This window comes from Trinickia symbiotica, assembly GCF_003028655.1.
GTDB lineage: Bacteria > Pseudomonadota > Gammaproteobacteria > Burkholderiales > Burkholderiaceae > Trinickia > Trinickia symbiotica_A.
Genome location: NZ_PYUC01000008.1, coordinates 289,017 through 311,449 on the forward strand (window position 1 = coordinate 289,017; position 22,433 = coordinate 311,449).

A 22,433-nucleotide genomic window follows, 5' to 3' on the forward strand; every position below is an offset into this window, starting at 1 on the left:
CCCAAATGGAAACCCTGGTCACCATCACTGACGCCGGCCGCGAAGCGCTCGTCGCGCCCGGCAACGAAGGCACGAGCGCCCACAGGGTCGTCGAAATCGGCTTGGCGACGGCCCCCTTTGTCGCCGATAAGGGACTGAGGACGTTGCCAAACGAACTTAAGCGCATCACCACGTTCGGAGGCATCAATGTCGCGCCCGATACCATTCATGCCACGCTGAAGGACGATACGGCAGACCAGTACACACTGTACGGGTTCGGCCTTTACCTTGAAAACGGCGTGCTCATCGCCGCCTATAGCCAGCCGACGCCGATCATGGAGAAGTCGCCGGTTGCGATCCTGCTGCTCTCCGCGGACTTGCAGTTCGCGACGATCGACTCGTCGCAGCTCATATTCGGCGATACCGCGTTCTTGAACCCGCCCGCGTCGACGGACCGCCAAGGGGTCATCGAACTGGCGACGCAGGAAGAGGTCGACGCCGGGTCGGACGATGCGCGTGCTATCACGCCGAGGACGGCAGCAAAGTGTTACGCGGCGCTATCGGGCGCAATCTTTTCCGGACCTGTCGCGGCTCCAACGCCTCCCGCCGGCGACAATTCTGACCGGGTCGCCACGACCGCGTTCATGATGACCGCTCTCCTCAACGCGCAGGTGGGTCAAATCGTGCTCGAGCCTCGCACGTCTGCTCGGGCAGGCTACCTCAAGTGCAACGGCGCGCTCGTCAAGCGCACCGACTACCCCGCGCTCTGGGCATACGCACAGGCAAGCGGCGCGCTCCTGTCCGATGCGGAATGGCAACGACATCGTTGGGGCTGCTTTTCAAGCGGCGACGATGCCACAACCTTTCGGGTACCTCAACTGCGCGGCGAGTTCCTTCGTTGCTGGTCGGACGGACGCAGCAACCTGGACTTGAACCGAGAAATCGGCTCCCGTCAGGGTACCGCAAACCTGGCACACGCCCATAACGCTTCGTCGAGCGAAGTGGGGGATCACGCGCACACCGCATCGACTGACGCACAAGGCTGGCACGGCCACCACGGATGGACGGCCGGCGGGGGCGAACACAACCACAACAACGGAGCATTCAGTCGGCTGCTGCGGCCGCCTTATGGCGGATCGCTAACTGGATCAGATGCGGCGGGTAGCGGAAGCGAGCAGGCAGTCGGGCCCGGTGACTCAGCAGACATCGTCGGCGCCGGCCATCACGCACACCAGTTCGACACCGAGGGGGCGGGCAATCACGGTCACAACGTCACCATCGGCGGCGCCGGCCGTCACACCCACACGATCACAGTCAAGTCAGCCGGCGTTGATGAATCCCGGCCGTACAACGTGGCGCTACTCGCGATGATCCGCGCCTACTAGTTCAAATCGGACTGAACCATGCTCATTCATCACTACGACCAGGCGACCGGCGAATATATCAACAGTGGACAGCCCGATGTCGATCCACGCAACGATACGCGCTGGCTGGTTCCGGCTTCATCGACATTCGATGTCCCGCCGCCACGCACGCCCACGACATGGCCCTTCTATCTCGACGGCGAGTGGCGTCTCCTGCCCGACTTCCGCGGCCGCATCTGCTATCGCACCGACAATGGCGAGCCGGTCGAGATTGCCGTAGCCGGCAAGACACCTGAGGAACTCGGCCTAACTACGCAACCGCGCCCGTCGCATCGCCATTCATGGGCTAAGGGGGCGTGGGCCGTTCCGCCCGAACTGATCGTGCGCGAAAAGCGGGACGCGGCAATGGCCGAATTCTGGCGTCTGATGGAAGTGGCTCGCCGGCAGACCGCCGGCAAGGCCGATGCCTATGCGGCCGGGCTGCTCGACGACGAACAGGTTCACAACTTCAAGGCTTGGTCGGCCTATCAGATGGCACTTGTTTCTGCGATCGAGCGGGACACATTCCCGGATGACGTGGAATGGCCACCCACGCCGGGACCGTACGTGCCGCCCGCGGCGAGCGAGACGAACGCAGACGTGCCAGACCAGCCGAGCGAACCAAATGAGGCAGGCAACTCCGCCGGCGCCGACAGTGCATGACTGATCACCTTGCCCCTCCCGATATGACTCACCACAGGAGCTGCACACCATGCCGCAGGACTATCACCACGGGGTACGCGTCCTCGAAATCAACGAGGGTACACGCCCCATACGCACGGTCTCGACAGCCGTCGTCGGCCTCGTTTGCACAGCAGAAGATGCCGACGCCACCACGTTTCCCCTCGACACGCCCGTGCTGTTGACGAACGTCATCGCAGCGCTCGGCAAAGCTGGCACAAAAGGCACGCTCTACTGCACCCTCGATGCAATCGGCCGGCAGACGAAGCCCGTCACGATCGTCGTGCGCGTGGCGGAGGGCAAAGACGCGGACGAGACGACGTCGAACGTGGTCGGCACCGTCACGGCCGAAGGCAAATATACGGGAATGAAAGCCCTGCTTCGGGCGCAGTCGCGCTTCGGTGTTAGGCCACGCATTCTCGCCGCACCCGGCCTCGACACACAGCCGGTCGCGGCCGCGTTCGGCACGCTTGCGCAGTCGCTGCGTGCCTTTGCCTACGTGTCGGCCCACGGCTGCAAAACGAAGGAGGAAGCCACTGCCTATCGCCGGCAATTCGGCCAGCGTGAACTCATGGTCATCTGGCCGGATTTCCTCGCTTGGGACGATGTAACCAACTCGTCCGTCGTCATGCCAGCTACCGCGTACGCCGCAGGCCTGCGCGCGAAGATCGACAACGACACCGGCTGGCACAGGACGCTCTCGAATGTCGGCGTCAACGGCGTCACCGGCATCAGCGCGGACGTATCGTGGGATTTGCAAGACCCCGCGACGGATGCCGGATATCTCAACGAGCAGGACGTGACGACGCTCGTGAATCGTAACGGCTTCCGCTTCTGGGGCTCGCGCACCTGCTCGGACGATCCGCTGTTCGCTTTTGAAAACTACACGCGCACCGCTCACGTCATTGCGGATTCGATCGCCGAAGCGCAGATGACGGTCGTCGATGGCCCGCTCAATCCGTCATTGCCGCGCGACATCATTGAAACCATCAACGGCAAGTTCCGCGAGTGGACATCGCTGGGCTACCTGATTGGCGGCTCGTCGTGGTTCGACCCGGAGCCGAACACCACCGACGTACTGAAGTCAGGCAAGGCATACCTCGACTATGACTACACGCCGGTCCCGCCACTCGAGAACCTGATGCTGCGCCAGCGCATCACCGACCGCTACCTCGCCGATTTTGCCGCGCGCGTGAGCGCGTAATAGCCGGCGCACTACCAGGAGCCACAGCACATGGGCATGCCCCGCAAACTCAAAGGATTCAACCTGTTCCAGAACGGCGAAAACTTCGTCGGTCAGGTTACTGAAGTCACACTGCCCAAGCTCACGCGCAAGATGGAGGACTGGCAGGGTGGCGGCATGAGCGGCCCGATCAAGGTCGACTTCGGTCAGGAAGCGATTCAGCTCGAATGGACCTGCGGCGGCTTCATGAAGTCAGTTCTTCAGCAATACGGCATTACGAAGCACGACGGCGTGCTGCTCCGATTCGCCGGCGGCTATCAATCCGAAGACTCGACCGGCGTCGACGCGATCGAGATCGTCATTAAGGGCCGACACTCCGAGATCGACGCGGGCACCGCGAAGACGAAGGAAGACACCGCATTCAAGGTCACGACGGCCGCCAGCTACTACAAGCTAACCGTCAATGGCGAGGAAGTCATCGAGCTCGATTTCGTCAACATGATCGAAAAGATCAACGGAAATGACCTGCTGGCTTCCCTCCGGCAGGCGCTGGGCTTGTAGGTCCGCATCCCATTCCGCGGCGTGCTCCATAACGATGCCCGCCGCCTCCGACTTATCCAAATGCTCGAGGAGAACACATGTCCGAATTGAACGCCGTTTTGCAGGACCACAGCGCTGGCGCGCAGCCTCATTCTCAAGGCTTCTCGTCCAATGTCTCCGCGCCCGCCACCTGCCCGGAAGTCGGCGCCGCCACCCCTCCCAACACTCACACACTCGACACCCCCATCGTGCGAGGCTCGCAGACGATCACGACGGTTGCGCTGCGCAAGCCGGCGTCCGGCGAGCTGCGCGGCGTGTCACTGTCCGATCTCGTCAATCTCGACGTCACTGCCCTCTCGAGAGTGCTCCCTCGAATCAGCTCCCCGACGCTGACCGAGCAGGACGTTGCGCAGATGGACCCGGCAGACCTCGTCATGCTGGGAGGCCTCGTCGTCGGTTTTTTGACGCCGAAGGCCGTCAAATCGAAAGTGGAATTCCAGACCGCGTAGAAGACCCGATGGCTGACATCGCCACGGTATTCGGCTGGGCACCGTCGACGATGGATGCGTTTAGCCTCATAGAGCTGACGGACTGGCGCGAGCGAGCGCGGCAACGAAGTGAAAGCGAGTAACGATGGACAACACGTTGAAGCTGCGCGTCATGTTCGATATGGTCGACAACATGACAAAGCCCCTGAAGAGCCTGCTCGCGGGCAACAAGGGGCTCGCAATTTCGATTAAGCAAACGCGGCGCGAGTTGGTGGAAATCGGCAAGACGCAACGAAACATCGCCGAATTCCGCGAGCTGCGTTTAGGCCTCGCATCGACGGCATCGCAGCTGGCCACCGCACGTAACCGCGTCAACGAACTTGCGGGCGCGCTGCGGCGCGCCGAGCAGCCGTCGCGCGCTATGCTCGCGCAGTTCGATAACGCCAAGCGAGCCGCGGCACGACTGACCACAGAACAGGAGAAGCAGTCCATCAATGTGCAGCGCCTTCGCGAACAGCTCTCGGCCGCAGGGCTCAACGCCCGCAATCTCGCGGAACACCAGCGTCAACTGGCGGCGCGTGCACGCTCCGCGACACGCACGCTGCGCGAGCAGGAAGACGCGCTCGCGAACCTGAGCCGTCGGCAACAGAAACTGCAAGCTGCTCGCGCGCAGTTGAATAGTTCAAAGCATGCCGCGGCAGGCATAGCGGCGGCTTCGGCAACAGGCGGCGCGCTCGGTGGAGGGATCCTGTACGGCGCGAAGCAGCTTCTCTCCTCGGGTTACGAATTCGATGCCGCGATGTCGCGCGTGCAAGCGCTCGCGCGAATCTCGAAGGAGTCGGCGGAATTCTCCGCCCTACGAGATCAAGCGCGCGTCCTCGGCGCCACCACGAGCTTTACCGCGGATCAGGCAGCGAGCGGCCAAGGCTACCTCGCGATGGCCGGCTTCGCACCCGAGCAAATTTTGAAAGCCATGCCCGGCGTGCTTGCCATGGCGAAGGCGGGCGACACCGATCTCGCGCGCACGGCCGATATCGCCTCGAACATCCTGACAGGCTTCGGATTGCGCGCCGAGGAAATGAGCCGCATCGCCGACGTATTGACGATGACGTTCACCACCTCCAACACGACGTTGGATATGCTGGGCGACACGATGAAGTACGTAGGACCCGTTGCGCGTGCCGCAGGGATGTCGCTTGAACAGACGGCGGCCACTGCGGGCCTGCTAGGCAATGCCGGCATCCAGGCAAGCCAGGCGGGCACTACCCTGCGCGCAATGCTGCTGCGAATCGCAGCGCCCACCTCTGGCGCATCATCTGCGCTCAAGGAACTTGGGGTACAAGCGGTGGACGCGAGCGGTAACGTCCGCGACATTCCATCGATCCTGCAAGATGTCGCGCGGGCGACAGAAACGCTCGGTTCTGGCGCGAGGCTCGATTATCTCAAACGGATATTCGGCGAAGAGCCCGCCGCGGGCATGTCCGAGCTGGTGAGCCAGCAAGGCGCCCAGGGCATTGAAAAGTATGTCGCAGTTCTGAATCGCGCGGGGGGCACGGCGAAGCAGGTCGCCTCGGTCATGGCCGACAATCTCAGAGGCGACGTGCTCACTGCTCGATCGGCTTTCGCAGATCTCGGCGTATCGGTCTCTGACACTGTCGATCCCGCCCTTCGGGCGTTGACGCGAACCGTCACTGGCTATGTCAGTCGCGCGAGCCAATGGGTACGCGAGAACCCTCGCTTGGCGCATGCGCTCGCCATGATCGCGCTCGCGTTGGGCGGAGTCCTCGCGGCCCTGAGCACGCTCGCACTGATGGTTGCTGCAGTGCTGGGACCAATGGCCCTCCTTCGCTTTAGCCTGACGACGCTTGGTATGCAAGGGGGGATCCTCATTCGCGTGTTGGGCCTCGGTGCCACGGCTTGGCGAGCGTTCGGTGCGGCGGCCATGATGGCCGGCCGGGCTCTACTTCTGAACCCAATCGGCATCGTGATCGCCTCGATCGCGGCCGCCGCGTTTCTGATCTATCGCTACTGGGAGCCGATCAAGACATTCTTCGGCAATTTGTGGCACTCGATCGAAACCGCCTTTTCCAAAGGCCTAGTTGGCATCGCGTCGCTCATCGGGAACTGGTCCCCGCTCGCGTTCTTTCGCCAAGCATTCGCCGCCACTCTGTCGTGGTTTCGCGCTCAGTTGCCGGCTGAATTCGCGACGTTGGGGACGAATATCGTTGCCGGCCTCGTCAAGGGCATCACCGCAGGCCTCGGCGCTGTAAAAGACGCCATTACAAACGTGGCCAGCTCGACCGTTGCATGGTTCAGGAAAAGGTTGGGTATACAAAGCCCGAGCCGCGTCTTCACTGAGCTGGGCGGATTCATTGGCGAAGGCGCAGCGATCGGTTTGAAAGGTCAACAAGCACACGTCTCGCGTGCCGCACTTGGCCTTGCAACCGTCGCGGCGGCGGCGTTCACCGCACCATCGATCGCAACCGGCGCAGAGCTTGCCAAGACGGCCGCTGTGCCGCTGGTGCGGCCCAGCACACCGATCGATACTCGTCCGCCGCTCGCGAAGGCGCCCGCGGCCACCAATTCCCCCGCCGCGGCGTCAGTGATCACGATCAACGTCTATCCGCCGCCGGGCGTCGACGCGGCCGAGGTTGGCCGCATGGTGCGCGCAGAGCTCGAGCGCGCGGAGCGTGCGAAGCGCTCCCGCATCGGCTCGCGCTTGTCCGACTGACTCCCCGACCGGAGAGAAGGAGAAGCCTATGATGATGTCGCTCGATCAATTCGTCTTCGCGCTCGCGACGACTCCTTACAAGGAGCTACAGCGACAGCGCAGCTGGAAGCACCGCACCAGCTCACGCGTAGGCGCGCGCGACGCGAGCCAATTCACCGGCGCGGGCGATGACACCATCACGTTGAACGGTATGGTGGCGCCGGATAACGGCATCGGAACCATCGCCTCGCTCGAAAAGCTGGCCAAGATGGGCGACGCCGGCGAGGCGTACGTGCTCGTCGACGGCATCGGCTACGTCTACGGCGCCTTCGTCATCGAAAGCCTGCACGAGACGGCGACCTACCACACGCGGGAAGGCATCCCACGCAAGATCGAGTTCAGCCTCACGCTGAAACGCGTCGACGACAGCGCCCTATACGCCGTCGAAAGGAGCGCGGCATGAGCGCGCAGGGCACCGCGGGCGACGCCAATCGCATCCATCGCACCCAGCCACAGGCCGACTATCGCATCATCTTCGACGGCCGCGACCTTTCTCCCCTCATCGCGCCGAACCTCATCAACCTGACGCTGTCCGAGTCCCGCGCGGAGGAAGCCGACACGCTCGACGTCGTGCTCGACGACTCGCGGAATTTTTTTGCCATACCGAAGCGCGGCGCGAGCATCAAGTTATCGATCGGGTGGCTCGGTACGGCATTGGTCGACAAGGGAACGTTCATCGTTGACGAGATCGAGCATAGCGGCGCGCCTGACATCATCACAGTCCGCGCGCGTTCCGCTTCGATGACGAACGCCATGAGCGAACGTCGAGAGCGAAGCTGGCACCGCGAGACGATCGGCTCGATCGTCGATACCATTGCGAGCCGTCACTCGCTGACGGCGGCCGTCGGTGAGCAGCTCGCGCGAATCATGATCGAACACATCGACCAGACCCATGAGTCCGACATGTCGTTCTTGACGCGACTTGCAAGGCGCTTCGACGCCGTGATGAACGTGAAGGACATGAACCTTCTGTTCGTGCCGATCGGCGAAGGGAAATCGGCGAGCGGGAAACCATTTGAAGTGCTCAGGCTCACGCGCGCGAGCGGCGATCAGCACCGCTATCACATTGCCCAGCGCGAAAGCTATTCAGGGGTGCGTGCGCACTGGCACTCCAACGGTAAGGCAGCACGCAAGTCAGTTGTCGTCGGCGGGGAAAATAACCGAAACATGAAGGTGCTACCGGAGGACTACGCAACGGAGGCCGAGGCACGGGCAGCGGCCGAAGCCGAGTTCGCCCGCGTGCAGCGCTCGCAAGCGACTCTGTCGTACACGCTCGCACTCGGCCGACCCGAGCTGTTTCCGGAGCTACCCGTCACTGTGTCGGGCTTCAAGCCGGAGATCGACGCCACGCCGTGGCTCGTCAAGAAGGTGACTCACACAATCGGCGAAGGCGGTTTCACGTCGTCGCTCGAGCTGGAAGTTCGGGACGATCCGACAACCGATCGTCACCGGTCGCACTTTCGACATGGCGGCAACGGCTAACCTTTGCCTGCGGCGATTTGCCCGGCAGCCGTAGCCCCCGATCATGATCTCTTGGATGGTTCGAACTGGGCCGCTCGGTCATCCAAGAGGGTTCTGACTGCCGTGAGGCTCGAGATCGCCGCTGTGACCAAGTGACATAGGACTTCCTGCTCTGCATCGGTAAGCGGACCCGAAAGCCGCTCGGGTGCTCCTCGCTGACGCCCTCGCGCCAGTTTGCTCGACTCCTGAGCCGACCTACTCTTCGGTTCGATGCTTTCTCTCATTGCATTGGATCGCTTGTTTTTTATACGTTGATGATGTCTGTTCACGTTTTTCCTTCTTCGTTTCTAGGACGCGCCCTCTCTGCGCCATGAGAATTAACGCAGATATCGAGCGAAATGGGAACGAACGAAAAAACCTACGTCTACGTAGGTTCTATCCAAACATGAAGGACAGCGACCAGTTGCAATGAGAATTTTCCGAAAGTTCAAAGACAAGACATGCCACGAAGGAGCCCTGTAATGGGGGGCTCAACAAGACCGCCACCGTTGAACTGGAATTCGTTGAGAACGTTTCTAGCCATCGCGCAGCATCGGAGCCTCGCCGATGCGGCACGCGCGGCGGGCGTGCAACGGCCGACGATGAGCCAAAAGATCGCTAGCCTCGAAGGCCAACTCGGGGTTCGATTGATGGAGCGGCGTGCGGGTAGTGATGGTTTCCGGCTCACGCCTCATGGCAAGCGCTTGCGCCGCTTACTGCTCGATTTCAACAGGCAGCTCGCGATACTGTCTCGCACAGAAGCGGAGCCGTCATGCGGCGACAAGTTGGCGGACATGCTCGAGGATGTCGACGAAGCGCTATCGGCGCTCGGCCGGGTCAGCAAAGCACTACGGCGGCCGTAATGCTGCGCCCGCTCAGGCCTTTGCTTTGCCCGGGCGTTTCTTTGCCCGCGTCTCGCCCCGCTGACGTTGATCGTCGAGGGCGCGGCGCACCAGTTCGAGGGTTTCAGAGTCCATCGCTGCGGCCCGATTCGACGCAAGACGGGGTATTCGCTTCGCCGCCTTGCCGGACTCAGTGAAAGTCCCGGTGACAAGGTAGCCGTTGATCATCGCCTCGACGGCGCCTTTACCGCCCTCGTTCAGTAAGCGGTACTTGCGCACGATCTCGCGCTCATCTTCGCTGAAGGGAAACGCATCTGAACTTTGGGTTTTCACGTGCTCGCCCGTGAGCACGTAGACGACATCCACGCCCGCTTCACGGGCCGCCAACAGGTAGTTCGCATCGGGTCCTCGACCGCTGTTGTCAGATTCATACGCGTGCTGCGTTCGGCGCGTCACTCCTCCAATCGCTGCCAGCTCGTCCTGACTCAACCCGATGCGCATTCGCTCTTCCCGAAGTCGCCCTCCAACGCTGGACATCAATTTCCCACCTCTTGTTGACGAGACGTTTATTGCTCATTACACTTGCCTTACATAATGCAAGGTTACCGAAGGAAAGTATACCCGCCATGACCAAGCCCAAAGGCCGTAGCCGCATGCCGCGTGGCGTGCTCTCGACCAAACCTATTTATGTGCGCCTGATGCCCGGTGAACGCAAAAGATTGGAGGCGATCTCCGCGACGGAAAACCGCTCCATGTCGTGCGTTGCGCGCGGAATGCTCGTGATCGGTATGACCGCGCTCGAGGGAGCGAGCGGGACGCTTGCGGCAACTTCTAAACCCTGACGATCCGCGTTGGACGAAGACAGCAATGAGAATCCTGAACCGTTGCCCGCACTGCCGCACTCGTGCCACGGCGCGCAGCAGTCGCGACATGTCGCTGACCTTTCGCGAGGTCACCTTCATGTGCAACAACGCTGAATGCGGTCACACGTACATCGTGAACATGGAGTTCGCGCGCACGTTGTCGCCGTCGGCAACGCCGGACCTCTCGCTGAACCTGCCCATGTCGCCGCGCGTGCGTGAAAGGCTCGCGCAACAGCTAGAACTGCCGATCTAGCTTCCCGGCTTCTCTTGGTCCCCCTCTCGCATCGTGCCATTTGGGCGCGAGGGGCTTGTTTTTGCCTCAAAAAGGAGACGTTCATGCTGAAAACCTCTGCGGTTCTCTACGGCGCGCATCGGAGATGCGAGAGCCACCAGCTTCTGCAATCGATGGTCAACGCGAATCGCTAAATTGAGGTCCACCGTATGAAACAGCCGAAAAAGCCAAAGCAACCGAGCGTCGACGCAGCATCGATCGGAGACGTGGGCCTTCTTTCGCCGCCCAACCTTTGTCACTTCGACGCTGAGGAGCGACTCGAATACTTGCGGCGACTCTTTCATCTCGACATCCGCCTCATAACGTTCGTCACGATCGCCCGAAACCTTGGGTTCGGCGTCACGTCGCGATGGGACCACGAGGCATTCATGCCCGAGTTCGTCTGGCTGCACTGACCCACGAGGACCGTTATGTGTGAGGAACGAACGGAGCCCGACCTTCGCGCCGCGTGGCAGCGGCTGCGATTGGTGGGTGACTTCAATGCATCGACCCGCCGGCGAGCAGTCCGACGCGTGTTGATGAGCGCCCTTCGCTCGATGCAGGCACGAGAGCGAGTACGGAGTTGTCAATGCCGCGAAAGCAGTAAAGCGAGCGGGAACGATTGACCGTTACGCGCCATGGCGGCGCGAACAGAAGGAGGTTCAAGAAATGAAGCTGTATGTCTTTGGCATCGGCATTTTGCTGATGCTGTCGTTTTCTCTGACCGGAACCACGCGCACCGCATCGATGTTGCTGCAACGCGCCTCCAACAGGTCCGGGCCGCTGACTTCGCTCGCTATCGGCGTGGTGTCGTTGATCTTACTCATCGTCGCACTGGCTTGGTCAGTGCCACCGCGGGAGGGCGCATGAAACAGACCAACGTTCGCAAGCAGGAAACGACGTACGAAGAGATCGTCGCGACTGAGCGCCGACGGCACTCGGGACGGCTCGCCGAGTTGAAGCGTGCCGAAAAACTCATTCGAGCAATCGCGCCAGACCTGAGATCGCTATCGGCGCGTGGCGTGTGCTTCTCTGTGGGCGATTTGTCGATGATGTTGGAGAATTGCCGCCCCTTCACCGAATGGCAAAGCAGGCGAATTTGGGCGCTGCGCATCTGGTCTGGCTCCATCTCTCAGCGGGATGATCAGCTGATCGAGGGATTCATTGGACTCGGGTGGCGCCTCGAGTCGGTCACCAATGATCGTCTCTATCCGCGAGTGGTCCTTCGTCGACCGAAGACGCGGTTGCGCGTGACCCTTGAGGCGACCGTCGAGTTCGCAACAGCACTACGCGACCGGACGGCCACCGAGTGCGCGCCCAGCTCGGATGCGGAGCGAAAGCAATGACTCTCCACCCGTCCGCTCCACACGACGCAGCGCTCGCATCGGCGATCGCAAGCGCGGCCAGCGTCCTCCGCTTCGACAACAAACCGGGCAGTCTCGAGCGCCAGCGCACGCTCGGCCTCTTCGTCGCCGCGCTAAGCGACCGTCTCGCGCTCGCCTTCCCGCGCTCTGCCGCCGGGCTGGGAGCCGTCGTCTTCAGCCCATCGACGAACGAGAACCCGGCGGCGCCGGGCCGGCCACGGCATTGAGTCCAAAAGCGGAAACCATCAATCGCTGCCAGACGCTCAACATGAGTCCCGACCTTCACGACGACATCACCCGCCGGCTCACGGCCGACTTCGATTTCAAAGAGAACGAGAACGGCCGTTGGTTGCAGCAGGGCCGCTGCCCCGAATGCGGAAAACGGGAGCTGTTTGCTAGCGCCAGCGATCCCTGGGTCATCCGATGTGGTCGGGAGAACAAGTGCGGCTACTCGCAACACGTGAAGGCGCTCTATCAGGATCTCTTCGAAAGGTGGTCGGAGCGATACGTTTCGTCGACGACGAGCCCAAATGCCGCCGCCGATGCCTATATGCGATTCGCGCGCGGCTTCGATCTTGCACGCGTAAGCGGATGGTACTCGCAAGAACAGTACTACGACGCGGCGATCAAGGCCGGCTCCGCGACCGTCCGCTTTGCGATTGGCAGCACTTGGTGGGAGCGCCTCATCGACGAGCCTGGGCGGTTTGGCAAGAAGAAGGCAAACTTCAAGTATGGCGGCAGCTACGCGGGCAACTGGTGGAAGCCGCCGACGCTCGACATTTCGAGTGCTGAAGAGCTCTGGCTGGTGGAAGGAATTTTCGATGCGATCTCGTTCGACCACCACGGCATCGCCGCAGTCGCGCTGTTATCGTGCAACAACTACCCGGAGGAGGCCCTCGCGAACATGCGCGCCTCCGCCAGCGCCCGTGGGCTCCCCTGCCCTCGCCTTGTGTGGGCGCTCGACGGCGATCGCGCTGGCCGTGGCTACACGAAGAAATGGGTGCACCGAGCGCGTGAAGCGGGCTTCGAATGCGAGGCTGCCGTCATCCCGCAGCGCAAGGCCAAGATCGACTGGAACGATCTCCATCAGCGCGGGGAGCTGACGGCGGACAACCTGGCCGAATACCGCTATCACGGCGCGCTGATGATCGCTGCAACAGCATTCGAAAAGGCCGTCCTGATCTACGAAAGACGCGGGCTCCGCGAGTTTCCGTTTGACTTCGACTCCCGCCTGTACTGGTTCAAGCTTGACATGGAGCGGTTCGACCGAGCACGTGATGCTGCCGATCAGCAACCGGGGCTCTCTGAGGAGGGGAAGCGAGGCTATGCACTCAACGAGTCGGGGACGGTCTGCGAAATTGCGAACTGCTTGCCTACCGCCCTCTATTACCAAGCCAACGCGCTCACCGACGAGTCCTGGTACTACTTTCGGATCGAGTTTCCCAATGGCGCGCGAGCGGTCAAGAACACGTTCACCGGCGGCCAGGTGGCGTCGTCGAGCGACTTCAAGAAGCGGTTACTCGCGGTCGCGCCGGGTGCGTTCTACACAGGCAACGGCGCGCAACTCGACCGCTACCTGAAGTCGCAGATGGCCGGTATCCGCTCGGTGCAGACCGTCGATTTCGTCGGTTACAGCAAGGAGCACGGCGCCTGGATTTTCAACGATCTCGCGGTCAAAGGCGGCCAGTGCTATGAATTGAACGAGGAGGACTTCTTCGACATCGGAAAGCTCAGCATCAAGACGCTGAATCAGTCGGTCCACCTGACGATCTCGCGCGAGCTTAACGGACAGTGCTCCGACTGGCTCGAGAGGCTTTGGCATTGCTTTGCTGAGAAAGGCATCATCGCCCTCGCTTTCTGGTTCGGTTCGCTGTTCGCCGAGCAGATACGCGCAGAGCAGAAAAGCTTTCCGTTTCTCGAGATCGTCGGCGAGGCTGGCGCCGGCAAGTCGACGCTCGTCGAGTTCCTCTGGAAGCTTCTCGGTCGCCGCGACTACGAAGGCTTCGATCCATCGAAATCGTCGCTCGCCGCCCGCGCGCGCAACTTCGCGCAGGTATCGGCTATGCCAGTCGTGTTGATCGAGGCCGATCGAAGCGAAGACACCGCGAAGGCGCGAACATTCGATTGGGACGAACTGAAGACCGCATACAACGGCCGCAGCGTGCGCGCGGTCGGCGTCAAGAACGGCGGCAACGAGACGCGCGAACCCCCGTTCCGCGGCGCCATCGTGATCAGCCAGAACGCCCAGGTGTCGGCAAGCGATGCCGTGCTCCAACGCATCGTCCATCTTCACTTCGATCGCGGCGGCCAGACCCAGGCTACGAAGCGCTCAGCCGAGGCGTTGGAGCGCATACCGGTCGATGCGGTGAGCGCATTCTTGCTGGCCTCGATACTGCGCGAGACGCAGGTGCTCAACATCGTGAAGGAGGCCACGCCGCGCTACGAGGTCGAATTACTGTCGCGCCCCGATATCGGAAGCACGCGTATCGCAAAGAACCATGCTCAACTCATGGCGCTCGTCGACGCGCTGGCTTGCGTCGTTCCGCTTGGCGAGGAGCGCGCCGAATCGGTGCGCTCCGCTCTCGCCAAGTTTGCAGCCCAGCGACAACGCGCGATCAACGCGGATCATCCAATCGTCCAGGAATTTTGGGACATGTTTGAGTATCTGGACGGCGATTCCGGCGAACCGAGGCTCAACCATTCCGCCGACGAAAAGCTCATCGCAGTCAACCTCAACCATTTCGCAACGGTGGCCGCTGATCGTCGACAGACCGTGCCACCGCTTACCGATCTCAAACGCCACTTGCGGACGAGTCGCACGCGGCGATTCTTGGAAGTAAAGACGGTCAGAAGCGCGCTGCGCGGCCGCGATCCCCACAACACCGCACTCCCCGCGACGGTTAAGTGCTGGGTATTTGAAAGGTGATGTCCCCATGTCTTTGCAACAGATCGAACGGCTCGTGCCACGGCTCGAGGCCCTGCTCAGCGACTTGGAAAAATGCCGCGTCCCGGTAGAAGACCAACTATGGGCCATAGCCGCCATCTCCGAGTGGCTGCAACTGTCGGTCGACACAGTGTCCCGATCCGTTGTGACGCGTCCGGGATTCCCGCGGCCTGTGCAGCCGGTTCCAGGCACGTTGGCGCGCCGACGTTGGTTTGCAGGGGAAGTGATCCGCTGGGCTCGACAGAACCGCGGCAAGCTGCCGGCTCGCCGGGCCGGACGACTACGTCGCCAACCCTCGTGAGAGCGGTACCCGTATTTGCTGAATGATTCCGACGGTCGCTGCCGCATCGCAAAAAAATTTGGCGCCCAAATTGCGCGTCCGGCGCATTGCGACCCGTTTGCGTCGTTCGACGGAGGCAGCTCACAGTCCGGTTATTGAGGGCGCGACGATGAGCATCCGCAACGGCAAGCTCATCTAGAGCTATTCGTAGAGAACCCCCATTCCAGGAGGAAGACGATTCTTATTTGCCGTTTTAATTAACTCTTCACGACTATTTCCAATTAACTGGCAAAAAGCCTCCAGCGCTTCATTGAGCTCGACCACTCCGATCGGCTTACCATCTTCAAGTCCAATCAAGCCAAGCTTACTCAATCTTTCCGTCGCTCGCTTCGGCATTACAGCACCGATCATTTTTTTTAAGCTTTTGGCGGCCTCTTCATCTTCGATTCCCCCAATAATTTGATGAGCATCGATTTTTGATTCCGCTCTTGCCGCCTCGCTCGCAATCTGAGCTATCGACCCAATTCCATTTTCGATATACTCTTCGGCCAAGGCATTGGTTTTTTGATCAAAAAGTTTCTCCAGCCTAATTCTTCGAATTTCTTGAATTCGCAAATCCCTATCGCGCTTGTTTTGCCAGCGAGTAAACGGGCTGGACGCAGCGGCTGCAAGTAACGTGAATATGGCCACCGTAAAAATGGTACAGAGCAAATAGATGGGACCGCGCACAATCTGAACCCATAGAGCGTCCGCCCCTACAACTTGCTGCCACCACGATTTTCCATTTGAAGATGAATCAATAGTTCGTAGCGGGATTGTCTTCATTCCAGCGATTTTCCCCAGAATTTCAATCGTCGGTCGAACGCCTTCGGCTCCTAGAATCAAAAAATTGATAGTAATAGTGTCTTCCGGCTCAATTATGACGGGCGTAATCGAAACATCGGCTATTCCAGTGATCAGCTTGACATTAGCGCTCAGATATTGATTTGAAGTTGTTAGACTTGGCTTGTCCACGACCTGAGCAGATTTAACGAGTACGCGAACAGGTGCGTTCGGATCGAAATCGTCCAGCTTTATTTCAGAATTTCCCTCATTTCGGAGCGTGAGGTCAACCGACCAGAGGCTTTTTTTCGCTTCTCTGAGATTGACGCCCGCATACGAAATATCCAAGCCCCCAACAGGTTTGACCACGTCAAATACTGGAGATAGACTGTTTACCGTCGCAATTAACAACGGCTTTCGTTCGTAAAAAAAACCCTGGTATACCGCGAGGGCAATACTAAAGAAGGTTACGGAAGCCATGACCCCTGGAGACTTGAGCCATACCCAAATGTTCGAAGCGCTGATTTTTAATGTCAAGGTGCCCCCGTTTCCGAGTAATTGCCTATTCTGTCCAATTCACCACACTAATGATGTTGAGATATGAGCCGCGGTGACTGCGAAAAATTCCATGACGTCAGAATTGGCAAGATAGCGCAACCGATGTTAGCAGACCCCGAAAACGGACGGTCGGGCACTGCGGACAAACGTCTTCAGATGGCCATTGCGAGCCCGTCTCTCAGGCTCCAATGGTACATTTGTATTCGTTGCGCCGCACAAGGCGGAATCAACCGCGAACTGCCAATTCACATGAAACGTTGCTTGCTCAATCCAGTCGGCACGCAAGTTCGGTAGCCGTCGCATTGTAGTAGATCATTAGCGAACGTGGATCGCGATGACCGATCATTCGAGCCAGATCGAGGACGTCGAGCTTTTTGGCGAGTCGGGTGATGGCTTCGTGACGCGAGTCGTGAAACTTCAGATTCGCGATCTTTGCTTTGCTGCGAGCCTTGCGCCATAGGGCGTCGGCGGATGCCGACTCGATGGGGAAACACCGAGGTTCGCCTATAAATTTCGGCTGAAGCTCGAGAAGACGCACGGCCGCCGATGACAGCGGGACGTTGCGCTTGTCACCGTTCTTTGTATCCTCAAGGCGCACATAGCGATCCTTGAGAAACACGCGGTCCCAGCTTAGCCGGATGATTTCCCCCTGCCGCATTCCAGTTTCCAACGCAAACAGAAAGGCGGCAGCGAGGTGCTGCTGCAGCTTCATGGGCACTTGGCCTCGTTCGTAGCCGAGGTGTTCCAACATCTTGTCCTCCTCGGCCGTCGTGATGCGCCGATCGCGCGGCCGTGGATTCGTCGGGCGCTTCACGTCTCGCACGGGATTGACCGCTAGCCACTTCCACTCCCTTCGCGCTTGCTCGAAGACCGCCGACATCAAGTTCAACTCCCGGTTGACCGTGGACGCTTTAACTGTCTTCAGACGCCTATCACGCCACTGTGCGATCTGGTCGGGGACGATCCTGCCAATACGCTCGCCGGCCCATTCCAGGCTAAGGAAAGCAGCCAAACGGAGCTTCTCCCACCGCTCGCCTTTTTTGGCCGGGGATACTTCCAACTCATAGCGACGGAGTGCGTCAGCGAATGTCTTGTTGTTTGCAACCGATGTCGTTGGCCCGCTTCGACCGAGTTCGGCCTCCTTCTCCGTCGCCCAGGCGACAGCTTCAGCCTTAGTTTCAAACGTTGCCGAGAGTCGCATGCCCTTCTTTGCGACTTCGGCGCGCCAAGTGCTTCCGCGCTTGCGGTACGTTGCCATCTTTACTCCTTTCTTGTTGGCGTAAATCTGGCGTAGACGCTACCGCGAAGAACCCGGCCAATCCCGGGTAAACCACAAAATCAGACGAAGGGCCGCCCGCCGCTCAGCCTTATCGGGTGGCGGTTTGGGCGAAGTTGATACCTGATTCGGCGAAGTTCGATTCCGGTTCGGAAGCTATGTAGAGTCCGGCCCTGGGCACCAGAAGTTGTTCCGGCGAATGCCGCTGAATTTCGAGAAAACCCCGTGAGATCAAGGTCTCGCGGGGTTTTTTGCCTTCTAGGCCCACTCAAGAGTGGTGATAATCGCTTGCCCCTCAGTGCCGGGGATAGTCTTGGCGCATCGTGGCGTCTCCAATCGATCAACGTCTCAAGCCGCGTGCGTCTGCGGCGTCGAGGCGAGCGGCTGCACCGCCAGACGCAGGCCCATCGCCTTGAGAATGGCCGTCAGGCTGTTCAAGGCAGGGTTGCCCTTCGGCGAGAGCGTGCGGTAGAGCTGCGTCGGATTCAGGTGCGCCTGCTCGGCCACCGCCTGCACGCCGCCGAACGCCTGTGCGAGCTGGCGCAGCACGGTCAGCAGCTCGGCCTGGTCGCCATCTTCGAGGATGCCATTGATGACATCGAGCGCGAGCGCCGGGTCGCTGCTGTACAGCTCGGCCATCGCCTCATCATGGGTTCTGCTTCTCATTCGTCGGTTCTCCGTTGCCAGTGGACGAAATCCGCCCATCGCACAGAAGATTGGCTGCGTCGATAATCTAGGTGCCTGACTCAGGCGTCTTACGAGAGCGGCTGGATCGCGACGTGGATTTACGCGCTCCCTTTGGGGCTTTGGCTTTGGCCGCTGGCTCCGCTGGCGGCTGTGCCGCGGAAAGCTCCTCGTGCGCCGATTCGGCCGCAACGGTATCCGCCTTCTTCACGGAAGCTTTGCGTGCCCGTGTGCGGCGGGGCTTCGGGGCCTCCTGCGCCTCCGCCTCCTGTGCCTCTAAATCGACCATCGCCTCAATGGCGTGCTCCGGTGACGGTCGGTCCGCTGCCACCAAAGGCTCTACCAGCAATTCGGCTGCCGCCGGTGCGGGCAACGGCTCGTGAGCGTGCTTCCGGCCACCTTTGCTCTTTTTCCTCCCTTTGGAGCCCGTCGCTTCAACGTCAGGGCCACTATCCGGGAGTACCGGCCCTGCTGCGACTTGCTTTGGCGTGTCGACGCCCCCCGACCGTGTGGCCCGATAGACAAAGGCGCCGGATTTATCGTCGCGCCCGACCTCCAGCAAACCGCGCGCTTGCGCCTCATCGAGCAAATTGCCGAAGGCTCGAAACCCGTAGTAGGACTCGCTAAAGTCCGGCTTGCGCCGCTTGATCGCGCTTTTGAGCACCGACGCCCAGATCTTGCCGCTCTCGCCGCGCTCGGATGCAAGCGCCTCGAAAGTCTCGACGGCGATCGCAATCGCCTTCGCCTTGCGCGCCTCGATCTCCTGGAGTGGATGCTTCTCTTCGTCGGCCGCGCGTTTCGCGGGTGGCGAGCCCGAATCGCGCATCTCGCGCTTCGCGAGCGCTCGCTGCTGTTCGCGCACGAGATCGTCGTAGAAAATGAACTCGTCGCAGTTGGCGACGAGCAACTCCGAGGTCGAATTCTTGACGCCGATGCCGATCACCTTCTTCGCGTTCTCTCGCAATTTCGAAACTAGCGGCGAGAAATCGGAATCTCCGCTGATGATGACGAAGGTGTCGACATGCGATTTCGTATAGCAAAGATCGAGCGCATCGACGACGAGCCGGATGTCGGCCGAATTTTTACCCGACTGCCGCACATGCGGTATTTCGATGAGTTCGAAGCTTGCCTCGTGCATCGCCGATTTGAATCCCTTGTAACGATCCCAGTCGCAATAGGCTTTCTTGACGACGATGCTTCCTTTCAGCAGCAGCCGCTCGAGAACCGGCTTTATGTCGAATTTCTCGTACTTCGCATCGCGAACGCCAAGCGCGACGTTTTCGAAGTCGCAGAACAGCGCCATGCTGACGCCCTCTTGAGGTAAAGCCATGAGTTTCTCCAGCCGATGCGGCGCAGCGGTGATTTCAATGCTATAGACGCACATGATAGCCGCGTTGCAAGGCAAACCCGGATTCGACTATGCGATCGTTGGTCTACCGCAGGCAGCGGCCATACGAGGCTCACCGAAGGTAATGCCCCCGGAAAGCTCCTCCGCGCTGCCGCCGGACATCGCTTGGATGCTCCTCCGGAGCGCATCCGCCTGAGTCGATAGGGCGCGCCATTCATCGGCGAGCAACTGCGCAAGTGGCGTGCGGGGACCTGCTCTCTGCTGCCCGAGTCGGGTCATGATGAACTCGATCGCTTCAAGCGTATCGCGCAGCCGATGTCCGTACACGGGCTCATGATGGGCAATGCGGTTGCGCGTCTGGTAGATGCGCTCGAGCTCAACAGCTACATCCGCACGGCGAAGCGTCTTGTCCGGAAACACGCGCTTGAGTACAGGGCGCCAGAGCACCGACTCATACTCGGTCGAAAACAGACGCTTCCAGAAGAACAGCGTCAGTTGCGCAATCACCTGTCCGTTTGATACTGCTAATGACTGTTGCCGGATTTTCGCGTGCCTTTCATGGCTCAGCGCCACTGGCACGCCGTTGCGGAACAACCGGTCATCGATCGCGTGCTTCTGCGCCGTATCCAGCTTGGCATAAGCCGCTCGTTGAGCACTGGCGACAGCTTCACCAATGCGGGTCTTTTCCTGCTCGCGCCAGATGAACGGTGCCGGCGGACTACGCAGCCAGTCGTCCCTGCCGAAATGGGCCGCGAGCATGTCGCAGATGGTATTGCGCAAAGCGATCTCGACGACCGCCGTCACACACATCAGGCTCCCGGCTACCTGCAGGGTCTGTTGGTGAAGCGCTATCGCCGACCGCGGCGAGCCAGCAAGAGTAAGGAACGTCCCAAGGCGTTCGCCGGACAGAAGCAAGGTGACCGCGGCCAGCGCTTCATCGGAAAGTTCCATTGACGATGCGTCCTCATTTTTGTAAGCTTGCTGATGAAAAGTCGGGATCAGTGTCGGCAGCTGCCTTTGGTAAGCGGACCCCCGGCTTCCTGCTTCAAGGGCGTCACTCCGGTGACGCCCTTTTTATTGGTCCGTCGTGCTCTCGAGGCGTCACCCCGGGGCGGCGTCACAGCATGCCGACCATCGCAGGCCTCGGAAATGAACTACTGCGGAATTAAGACAGATTTACCCCTCAGCCGCAGGTTGGCCGGTATTGTTGTCCCGGAGGCCGCTGGTTGCGGTGGCGGCGGACCGCAAGGCCCTCACTCCCGGTCAGTACGCAAGTCCGGCGGACAGCCCCGCTGCGGAAATCGTGAAGGCGGCAATAGAAATTGCTCGATGTGAGGCGGAAGCGCTCGCGCCGACCGAAAGGGCGGCGTTTGGACACTAGGCAACTTGCGTTCAAGGTCGCGTCTCGGTGGGCACTTCAGCAGCCTTGCTGAGCTCCCCCATGAGAATCCGAGCGATTTCATTGGCAGGCGCGGTGCCATCGGGCGCTTCCGCGCTCGTCGCCCAGGTGACGATAGTCGTTCGCGTCGCCGGGTCATATCCCATGAACGTGTTGAAGCCGGGGATCTCGCCGGTGTGGCCATAGAACGTTCCGAATTTGGCCAAGCCAAGGCAGTAACTCGCCGAATTCGGATCTGACGGCTGTATTGGCGTGCAACTGGCCAGTCGTTCCGCCTGCAAATCGGCGCTGAGGTAGCCACCGCCGACCATGCGCTGTACGTATTCGGCGAGTTCCGTCACGGTGGAAATCCCCGAGCCGGCCGTCCACGCCCACGACGTACTTGCGCCGGTCACGTCGGTCGGCTGCAGCGTCCCATTCGCCGCAGCCGCTTGACGCTCGGGAGACAACGCCTCACTCATGGCCGTCTCGACATTGGTGCCCCACTGGTACCCATGCGCAAACGGAGCGGGCAGCGACGTATCGTTCTGCGGCGGCAGGAAGGTATCGGTCAGGCCGAGCGGCACAAAAAGACGCGTTTTGATTGCATCCGCGGCGCTCATTCCCGTGAGTTGCTCGATGATCAGTCCGAGCAGCACCGTGTTCGTATTCGAGTACATAAATCCAGCGCCCGGCGCAAAATACACGGGATTGCTAAACGCGATGTCGAGCATTTCGCTGGTAGTCCATACCTTGTTGGGCTCTGAATCGAGCGTCTGATTGAAAGCGAGGTTCGTCGTGTAGTTGTAGAGGCCGCTGCGCATCGACAGTAATTGAGCGATCGTAATCGCATCACCGTTGGGCACATTCGCTACGTATTTGCTGACAGGGTCGCTCAGGCTTAGCTTGCCCTCCTGAACGAGTTGCAGAACCACCGTGCCTGTCCATGTCTTCGTCACGCTGCCGACGCGAAAATGCGCATTCGTCGGTATCGGCGTGTTGGTGCCTCGCACCGCGGTGCCAAACGATGCCAGCCAGTTACCGCTTGGCGACTGGACATAGACAACGGCGCCAGCGGTCATCGTGTCGACGAGCAGTTGATTGATCTGCGGCCGGGCTGCTGTCGCAAAAGCCGGTTCGCTGGGTGAATCGCCTCCGGAGCAAGCGGAAAACGTCACTCCGATGACCATGGCGAGCGCACAAAGGAAGGTCGCGAATAGATACTTGGTTTGCAACAGCAAGCGGGAAATAGCCATCGC

Annotated in this window: 24 protein-coding genes; 17 read left to right on the top strand and 7 right to left on the bottom strand. The window is 60.5% G+C overall.

Translation table 11 applies throughout. From position 1 onward, the window contains the following. The first annotated feature begins 5 nt into the window (after positions 1 to 5). From C9I57_RS17885 to C9I57_RS17930, 10 genes are all read left to right on the top strand, one after another. The gene (locus C9I57_RS17885) at positions 6 to 1,364 is read left to right on the top strand and encodes a phage tail protein (RefSeq protein ID WP_107151963.1); all 1,359 of its coding nucleotides are present in this window, start codon (positions 6 to 8) and stop codon (positions 1,362 to 1,364) included. An 18-nt stretch (positions 1,365 to 1,382) separates the two neighbouring features. Next, positions 1,383 to 2,045, top strand: a complete 663-nt coding sequence (locus C9I57_RS17890) for a tail fiber assembly protein (protein ID WP_107151964.1) — start codon at positions 1,383 to 1,385, stop codon at positions 2,043 to 2,045. A 49-nt stretch (positions 2,046 to 2,094) separates the two neighbouring features. Beyond that, entirely contained in the window at positions 2,095 to 3,267 is a 1,173-nt protein-coding gene (locus C9I57_RS17895) for a phage tail sheath protein (protein ID WP_107151965.1), read from the top strand. 30 nt (positions 3,268 to 3,297) lie between these two features. Continuing rightward, a complete protein-coding gene (locus C9I57_RS17900; RefSeq protein ID WP_181321869.1) occupies positions 3,298 to 3,807 on the top strand; it encodes a phage major tail tube protein in 510 nt (169 codons plus the stop codon). A 77-nt stretch (positions 3,808 to 3,884) separates the two neighbouring features. Continuing rightward, entirely contained in the window at positions 3,885 to 4,295 is a 411-nt protein-coding gene (locus tag C9I57_RS17905) for a phage tail assembly protein (RefSeq protein WP_107151966.1), read from the top strand. 8 nt (positions 4,296 to 4,303) lie between these two features. After that, positions 4,304 to 4,417, top strand: coding sequence for a GpE family phage tail protein (locus C9I57_RS17910; RefSeq protein ID WP_107151967.1), 114 nt, complete (start codon positions 4,304 to 4,306; stop codon positions 4,415 to 4,417). 2 nt (positions 4,418 to 4,419) lie between these two features. Beyond that, a complete protein-coding gene (locus tag C9I57_RS17915; RefSeq protein ID WP_107151968.1) occupies positions 4,420 to 7,005 on the top strand; it encodes a phage tail tape measure protein in 2,586 nt (861 codons plus the stop codon). A gap of 28 nt (positions 7,006 to 7,033) precedes the next feature. Further along, a complete protein-coding gene (locus C9I57_RS17920; protein WP_107151969.1) occupies positions 7,034 to 7,447 on the top strand; it encodes a phage tail protein in 414 nt (137 codons plus the stop codon). Further along, positions 7,444 to 8,526 carry a phage late control D family protein gene (locus C9I57_RS17925; RefSeq protein WP_107151970.1) on the top strand — a complete coding sequence of 361 codons (1,083 nt, stop codon included), beginning with the start codon at positions 7,444 to 7,446 and terminating at the stop codon, positions 8,524 to 8,526. The genes C9I57_RS17920 and C9I57_RS17925 overlap by 4 nt, the downstream gene beginning before the upstream one ends. A gap of 500 nt (positions 8,527 to 9,026) precedes the next feature. Beyond that, positions 9,027 to 9,407, top strand: coding sequence for a helix-turn-helix domain-containing protein (locus C9I57_RS17930; RefSeq protein ID WP_219909880.1), 381 nt, complete (start codon positions 9,027 to 9,029; stop codon positions 9,405 to 9,407). 12 nt (positions 9,408 to 9,419) lie between these two features. On the opposite strand, the gene C9I57_RS17935 is transcribed toward C9I57_RS17930, so the two are convergent. Beyond that, positions 9,420 to 9,887: a helix-turn-helix domain-containing protein gene (locus C9I57_RS17935; protein WP_258187697.1), complete on the bottom strand. Its 468-nt coding sequence runs from the start codon at positions 9,885 to 9,887 to the stop codon at positions 9,420 to 9,422. 125 nt (positions 9,888 to 10,012) lie between these two features. Here C9I57_RS17935 and C9I57_RS17940 point away from each other — a divergent pair, with 125 nt between their 5' ends. The 7 genes from C9I57_RS17940 to C9I57_RS17975 all read left to right on the top strand — a co-directional run bounded on the left by C9I57_RS17940 (position 10,013) and on the right by C9I57_RS17975 (position 14,810). Then, positions 10,013 to 10,228, top strand: a complete 216-nt coding sequence (locus tag C9I57_RS17940; RefSeq protein WP_107151972.1) for a hypothetical protein — start codon at positions 10,013 to 10,015, stop codon at positions 10,226 to 10,228. 25 nt (positions 10,229 to 10,253) lie between these two features. After that, the gene (locus tag C9I57_RS17945) at positions 10,254 to 10,502 is read left to right on the top strand and encodes an ogr/Delta-like zinc finger family protein (protein ID WP_107151973.1); all 249 of its coding nucleotides are present in this window, start codon (positions 10,254 to 10,256) and stop codon (positions 10,500 to 10,502) included. Between the two features lie 188 nt (positions 10,503 to 10,690). After that, positions 10,691 to 10,936 (top strand): hypothetical protein, encoded by a 246-nt coding sequence (locus C9I57_RS17950; protein ID WP_107151974.1) that lies wholly within the window; start codon positions 10,691 to 10,693, stop codon positions 10,934 to 10,936. 253 nt (positions 10,937 to 11,189) lie between these two features. Continuing rightward, entirely contained in the window at positions 11,190 to 11,390 is a 201-nt protein-coding gene (locus C9I57_RS17960) for a hypothetical protein (protein WP_107151976.1), read from the top strand. Further along, positions 11,387 to 11,866: an ACP synthase gene (locus tag C9I57_RS17965; protein ID WP_107151977.1), complete on the top strand. Its 480-nt coding sequence runs from the start codon at positions 11,387 to 11,389 to the stop codon at positions 11,864 to 11,866. Before C9I57_RS17960 ends, C9I57_RS17965 begins: the two co-directional genes overlap by 4 nt. Continuing rightward, entirely contained in the window at positions 11,863 to 12,111 is a 249-nt protein-coding gene (locus tag C9I57_RS17970) for a hypothetical protein (RefSeq protein ID WP_107151978.1), read from the top strand. Before C9I57_RS17965 ends, C9I57_RS17970 begins: the two co-directional genes overlap by 4 nt. A 41-nt stretch (positions 12,112 to 12,152) precedes the next feature. Then, on the top strand, positions 12,153 to 14,810 hold the full coding sequence (locus C9I57_RS17975) for a toprim domain-containing protein (RefSeq protein ID WP_107152080.1): 2,658 nt from the start codon (positions 12,153 to 12,155) through the stop codon (positions 14,808 to 14,810). A 499-nt stretch (positions 14,811 to 15,309) separates the two neighbouring features. Here the strand turns inward: C9I57_RS17975 and C9I57_RS17985 are convergent, their stop codons facing one another. The 6 genes from C9I57_RS17985 to C9I57_RS18010 all read right to left on the bottom strand — a co-directional run bounded on the left by C9I57_RS17985 (position 15,310) and on the right by C9I57_RS18010 (position 22,430). Next, on the bottom strand, positions 15,310 to 16,467 hold the full coding sequence (locus C9I57_RS17985) for a hypothetical protein (RefSeq protein WP_146166231.1): 1,158 nt from the start codon (positions 16,465 to 16,467) through the stop codon (positions 15,310 to 15,312). Between the two features lie 286 nt (positions 16,468 to 16,753). Beyond that, a complete protein-coding gene (locus C9I57_RS17990) occupies positions 16,754 to 17,746 on the bottom strand; it encodes a tyrosine-type recombinase/integrase (RefSeq protein ID WP_107151981.1) in 993 nt (330 codons plus the stop codon). A gap of 366 nt (positions 17,747 to 18,112) precedes the next feature. Beyond that, positions 18,113 to 18,430: a helix-turn-helix domain-containing transcriptional regulator gene (locus tag C9I57_RS17995; RefSeq protein WP_026230125.1), complete on the bottom strand. Its 318-nt coding sequence runs from the start codon at positions 18,428 to 18,430 to the stop codon at positions 18,113 to 18,115. A 67-nt stretch (positions 18,431 to 18,497) separates the two neighbouring features. After that, a complete protein-coding gene (locus C9I57_RS18000) occupies positions 18,498 to 19,778 on the bottom strand; it encodes an NYN domain-containing protein (RefSeq protein WP_107152081.1) in 1,281 nt (426 codons plus the stop codon). An 87-nt stretch (positions 19,779 to 19,865) separates the two neighbouring features. Next, on the bottom strand, positions 19,866 to 20,747 hold the full coding sequence (locus C9I57_RS18005) for a hypothetical protein (RefSeq protein WP_181321871.1): 882 nt from the start codon (positions 20,745 to 20,747) through the stop codon (positions 19,866 to 19,868). Positions 20,748 to 21,188: 441 nt separating this feature from the next. Next, the gene (locus C9I57_RS18010; RefSeq protein WP_107151982.1) at positions 21,189 to 22,430 is read right to left on the bottom strand and encodes a serine hydrolase domain-containing protein; all 1,242 of its coding nucleotides are present in this window, start codon (positions 22,428 to 22,430) and stop codon (positions 21,189 to 21,191) included. Positions 22,431 to 22,433: the final 3 nt, after the last annotated feature.

What these genes read in the sequence shown, in the direction of transcription:
- C9I57_RS17975 (WP_107152080.1), top strand. Translation starts at nt 12,153, where the DNA reads ATGAGTCCCGACCTTCACGACGACATCACCCGCCGGCTCACGGCCGAC.
- C9I57_RS17895 (WP_107151965.1), top strand. Translation starts at nt 2,095, where the DNA reads ATGCCGCAGGACTATCACCACGGGGTACGCGTCCTCGAAATCAACGAG.
- C9I57_RS17925 (WP_107151970.1), top strand. Translation starts at nt 7,444, where the DNA reads ATGAGCGCGCAGGGCACCGCGGGCGACGCCAATCGCATCCATCGCACC.
- C9I57_RS17970 (WP_107151978.1), top strand. Translation starts at nt 11,863, where the DNA reads ATGACTCTCCACCCGTCCGCTCCACACGACGCAGCGCTCGCATCGGCG.
- C9I57_RS17915 (WP_107151968.1), top strand. Translation starts at nt 4,420, where the DNA reads ATGGACAACACGTTGAAGCTGCGCGTCATGTTCGATATGGTCGACAAC.
- C9I57_RS18005 (WP_181321871.1), bottom strand. Translation starts at nt 20,747, where the DNA reads ATGGAACTTTCCGATGAAGCGCTGGCCGCGGTCACCTTGCTTCTGTCC.
- C9I57_RS17950 (WP_107151974.1), top strand. Translation starts at nt 10,691, where the DNA reads ATGAAACAGCCGAAAAAGCCAAAGCAACCGAGCGTCGACGCAGCATCG.
- C9I57_RS18000 (WP_107152081.1), bottom strand. Translation starts at nt 19,778, where the DNA reads ATGGCTTTACCTCAAGAGGGCGTCAGCATGGCGCTGTTCTGCGACTTC.
- C9I57_RS17900 (WP_181321869.1), top strand. Translation starts at nt 3,298, where the DNA reads ATGGGCATGCCCCGCAAACTCAAAGGATTCAACCTGTTCCAGAACGGC.
- C9I57_RS18010 (WP_107151982.1), bottom strand. Translation starts at nt 22,430, where the DNA reads ATGGCTATTTCCCGCTTGCTGTTGCAAACCAAGTATCTATTCGCGACC.
- C9I57_RS17910 (WP_107151967.1), top strand. Translation starts at nt 4,304, where the DNA reads ATGGCTGACATCGCCACGGTATTCGGCTGGGCACCGTCGACGATGGAT.
- C9I57_RS17930 (WP_219909880.1), top strand. Translation starts at nt 9,027, where the DNA reads ATGGGGGGCTCAACAAGACCGCCACCGTTGAACTGGAATTCGTTGAGA.
- C9I57_RS17885 (WP_107151963.1), top strand. Translation starts at nt 6, where the DNA reads ATGGAAACCCTGGTCACCATCACTGACGCCGGCCGCGAAGCGCTCGTC.
- C9I57_RS17990 (WP_107151981.1), bottom strand. Translation starts at nt 17,746, where the DNA reads ATGGCAACGTACCGCAAGCGCGGAAGCACTTGGCGCGCCGAAGTCGCA.
- C9I57_RS17890 (WP_107151964.1), top strand. Translation starts at nt 1,383, where the DNA reads ATGCTCATTCATCACTACGACCAGGCGACCGGCGAATATATCAACAGT.
- C9I57_RS17965 (WP_107151977.1), top strand. Translation starts at nt 11,387, where the DNA reads ATGAAACAGACCAACGTTCGCAAGCAGGAAACGACGTACGAAGAGATC.
- C9I57_RS17995 (WP_026230125.1), bottom strand. Translation starts at nt 18,430, where the DNA reads ATGAGAAGCAGAACCCATGATGAGGCGATGGCCGAGCTGTACAGCAGC.
- C9I57_RS17960 (WP_107151976.1), top strand. Translation starts at nt 11,190, where the DNA reads ATGAAGCTGTATGTCTTTGGCATCGGCATTTTGCTGATGCTGTCGTTT.
- C9I57_RS17920 (WP_107151969.1), top strand. Translation starts at nt 7,034, where the DNA reads ATGATGATGTCGCTCGATCAATTCGTCTTCGCGCTCGCGACGACTCCT.
- C9I57_RS17945 (WP_107151973.1), top strand. Translation starts at nt 10,254, where the DNA reads ATGAGAATCCTGAACCGTTGCCCGCACTGCCGCACTCGTGCCACGGCG.
- C9I57_RS17905 (WP_107151966.1), top strand. Translation starts at nt 3,885, where the DNA reads ATGTCCGAATTGAACGCCGTTTTGCAGGACCACAGCGCTGGCGCGCAG.
- C9I57_RS17935 (WP_258187697.1), bottom strand. Translation starts at nt 9,887, where the DNA reads ATGCGCATCGGGTTGAGTCAGGACGAGCTGGCAGCGATTGGAGGAGTG.
- C9I57_RS17940 (WP_107151972.1), top strand. Translation starts at nt 10,013, where the DNA reads ATGACCAAGCCCAAAGGCCGTAGCCGCATGCCGCGTGGCGTGCTCTCG.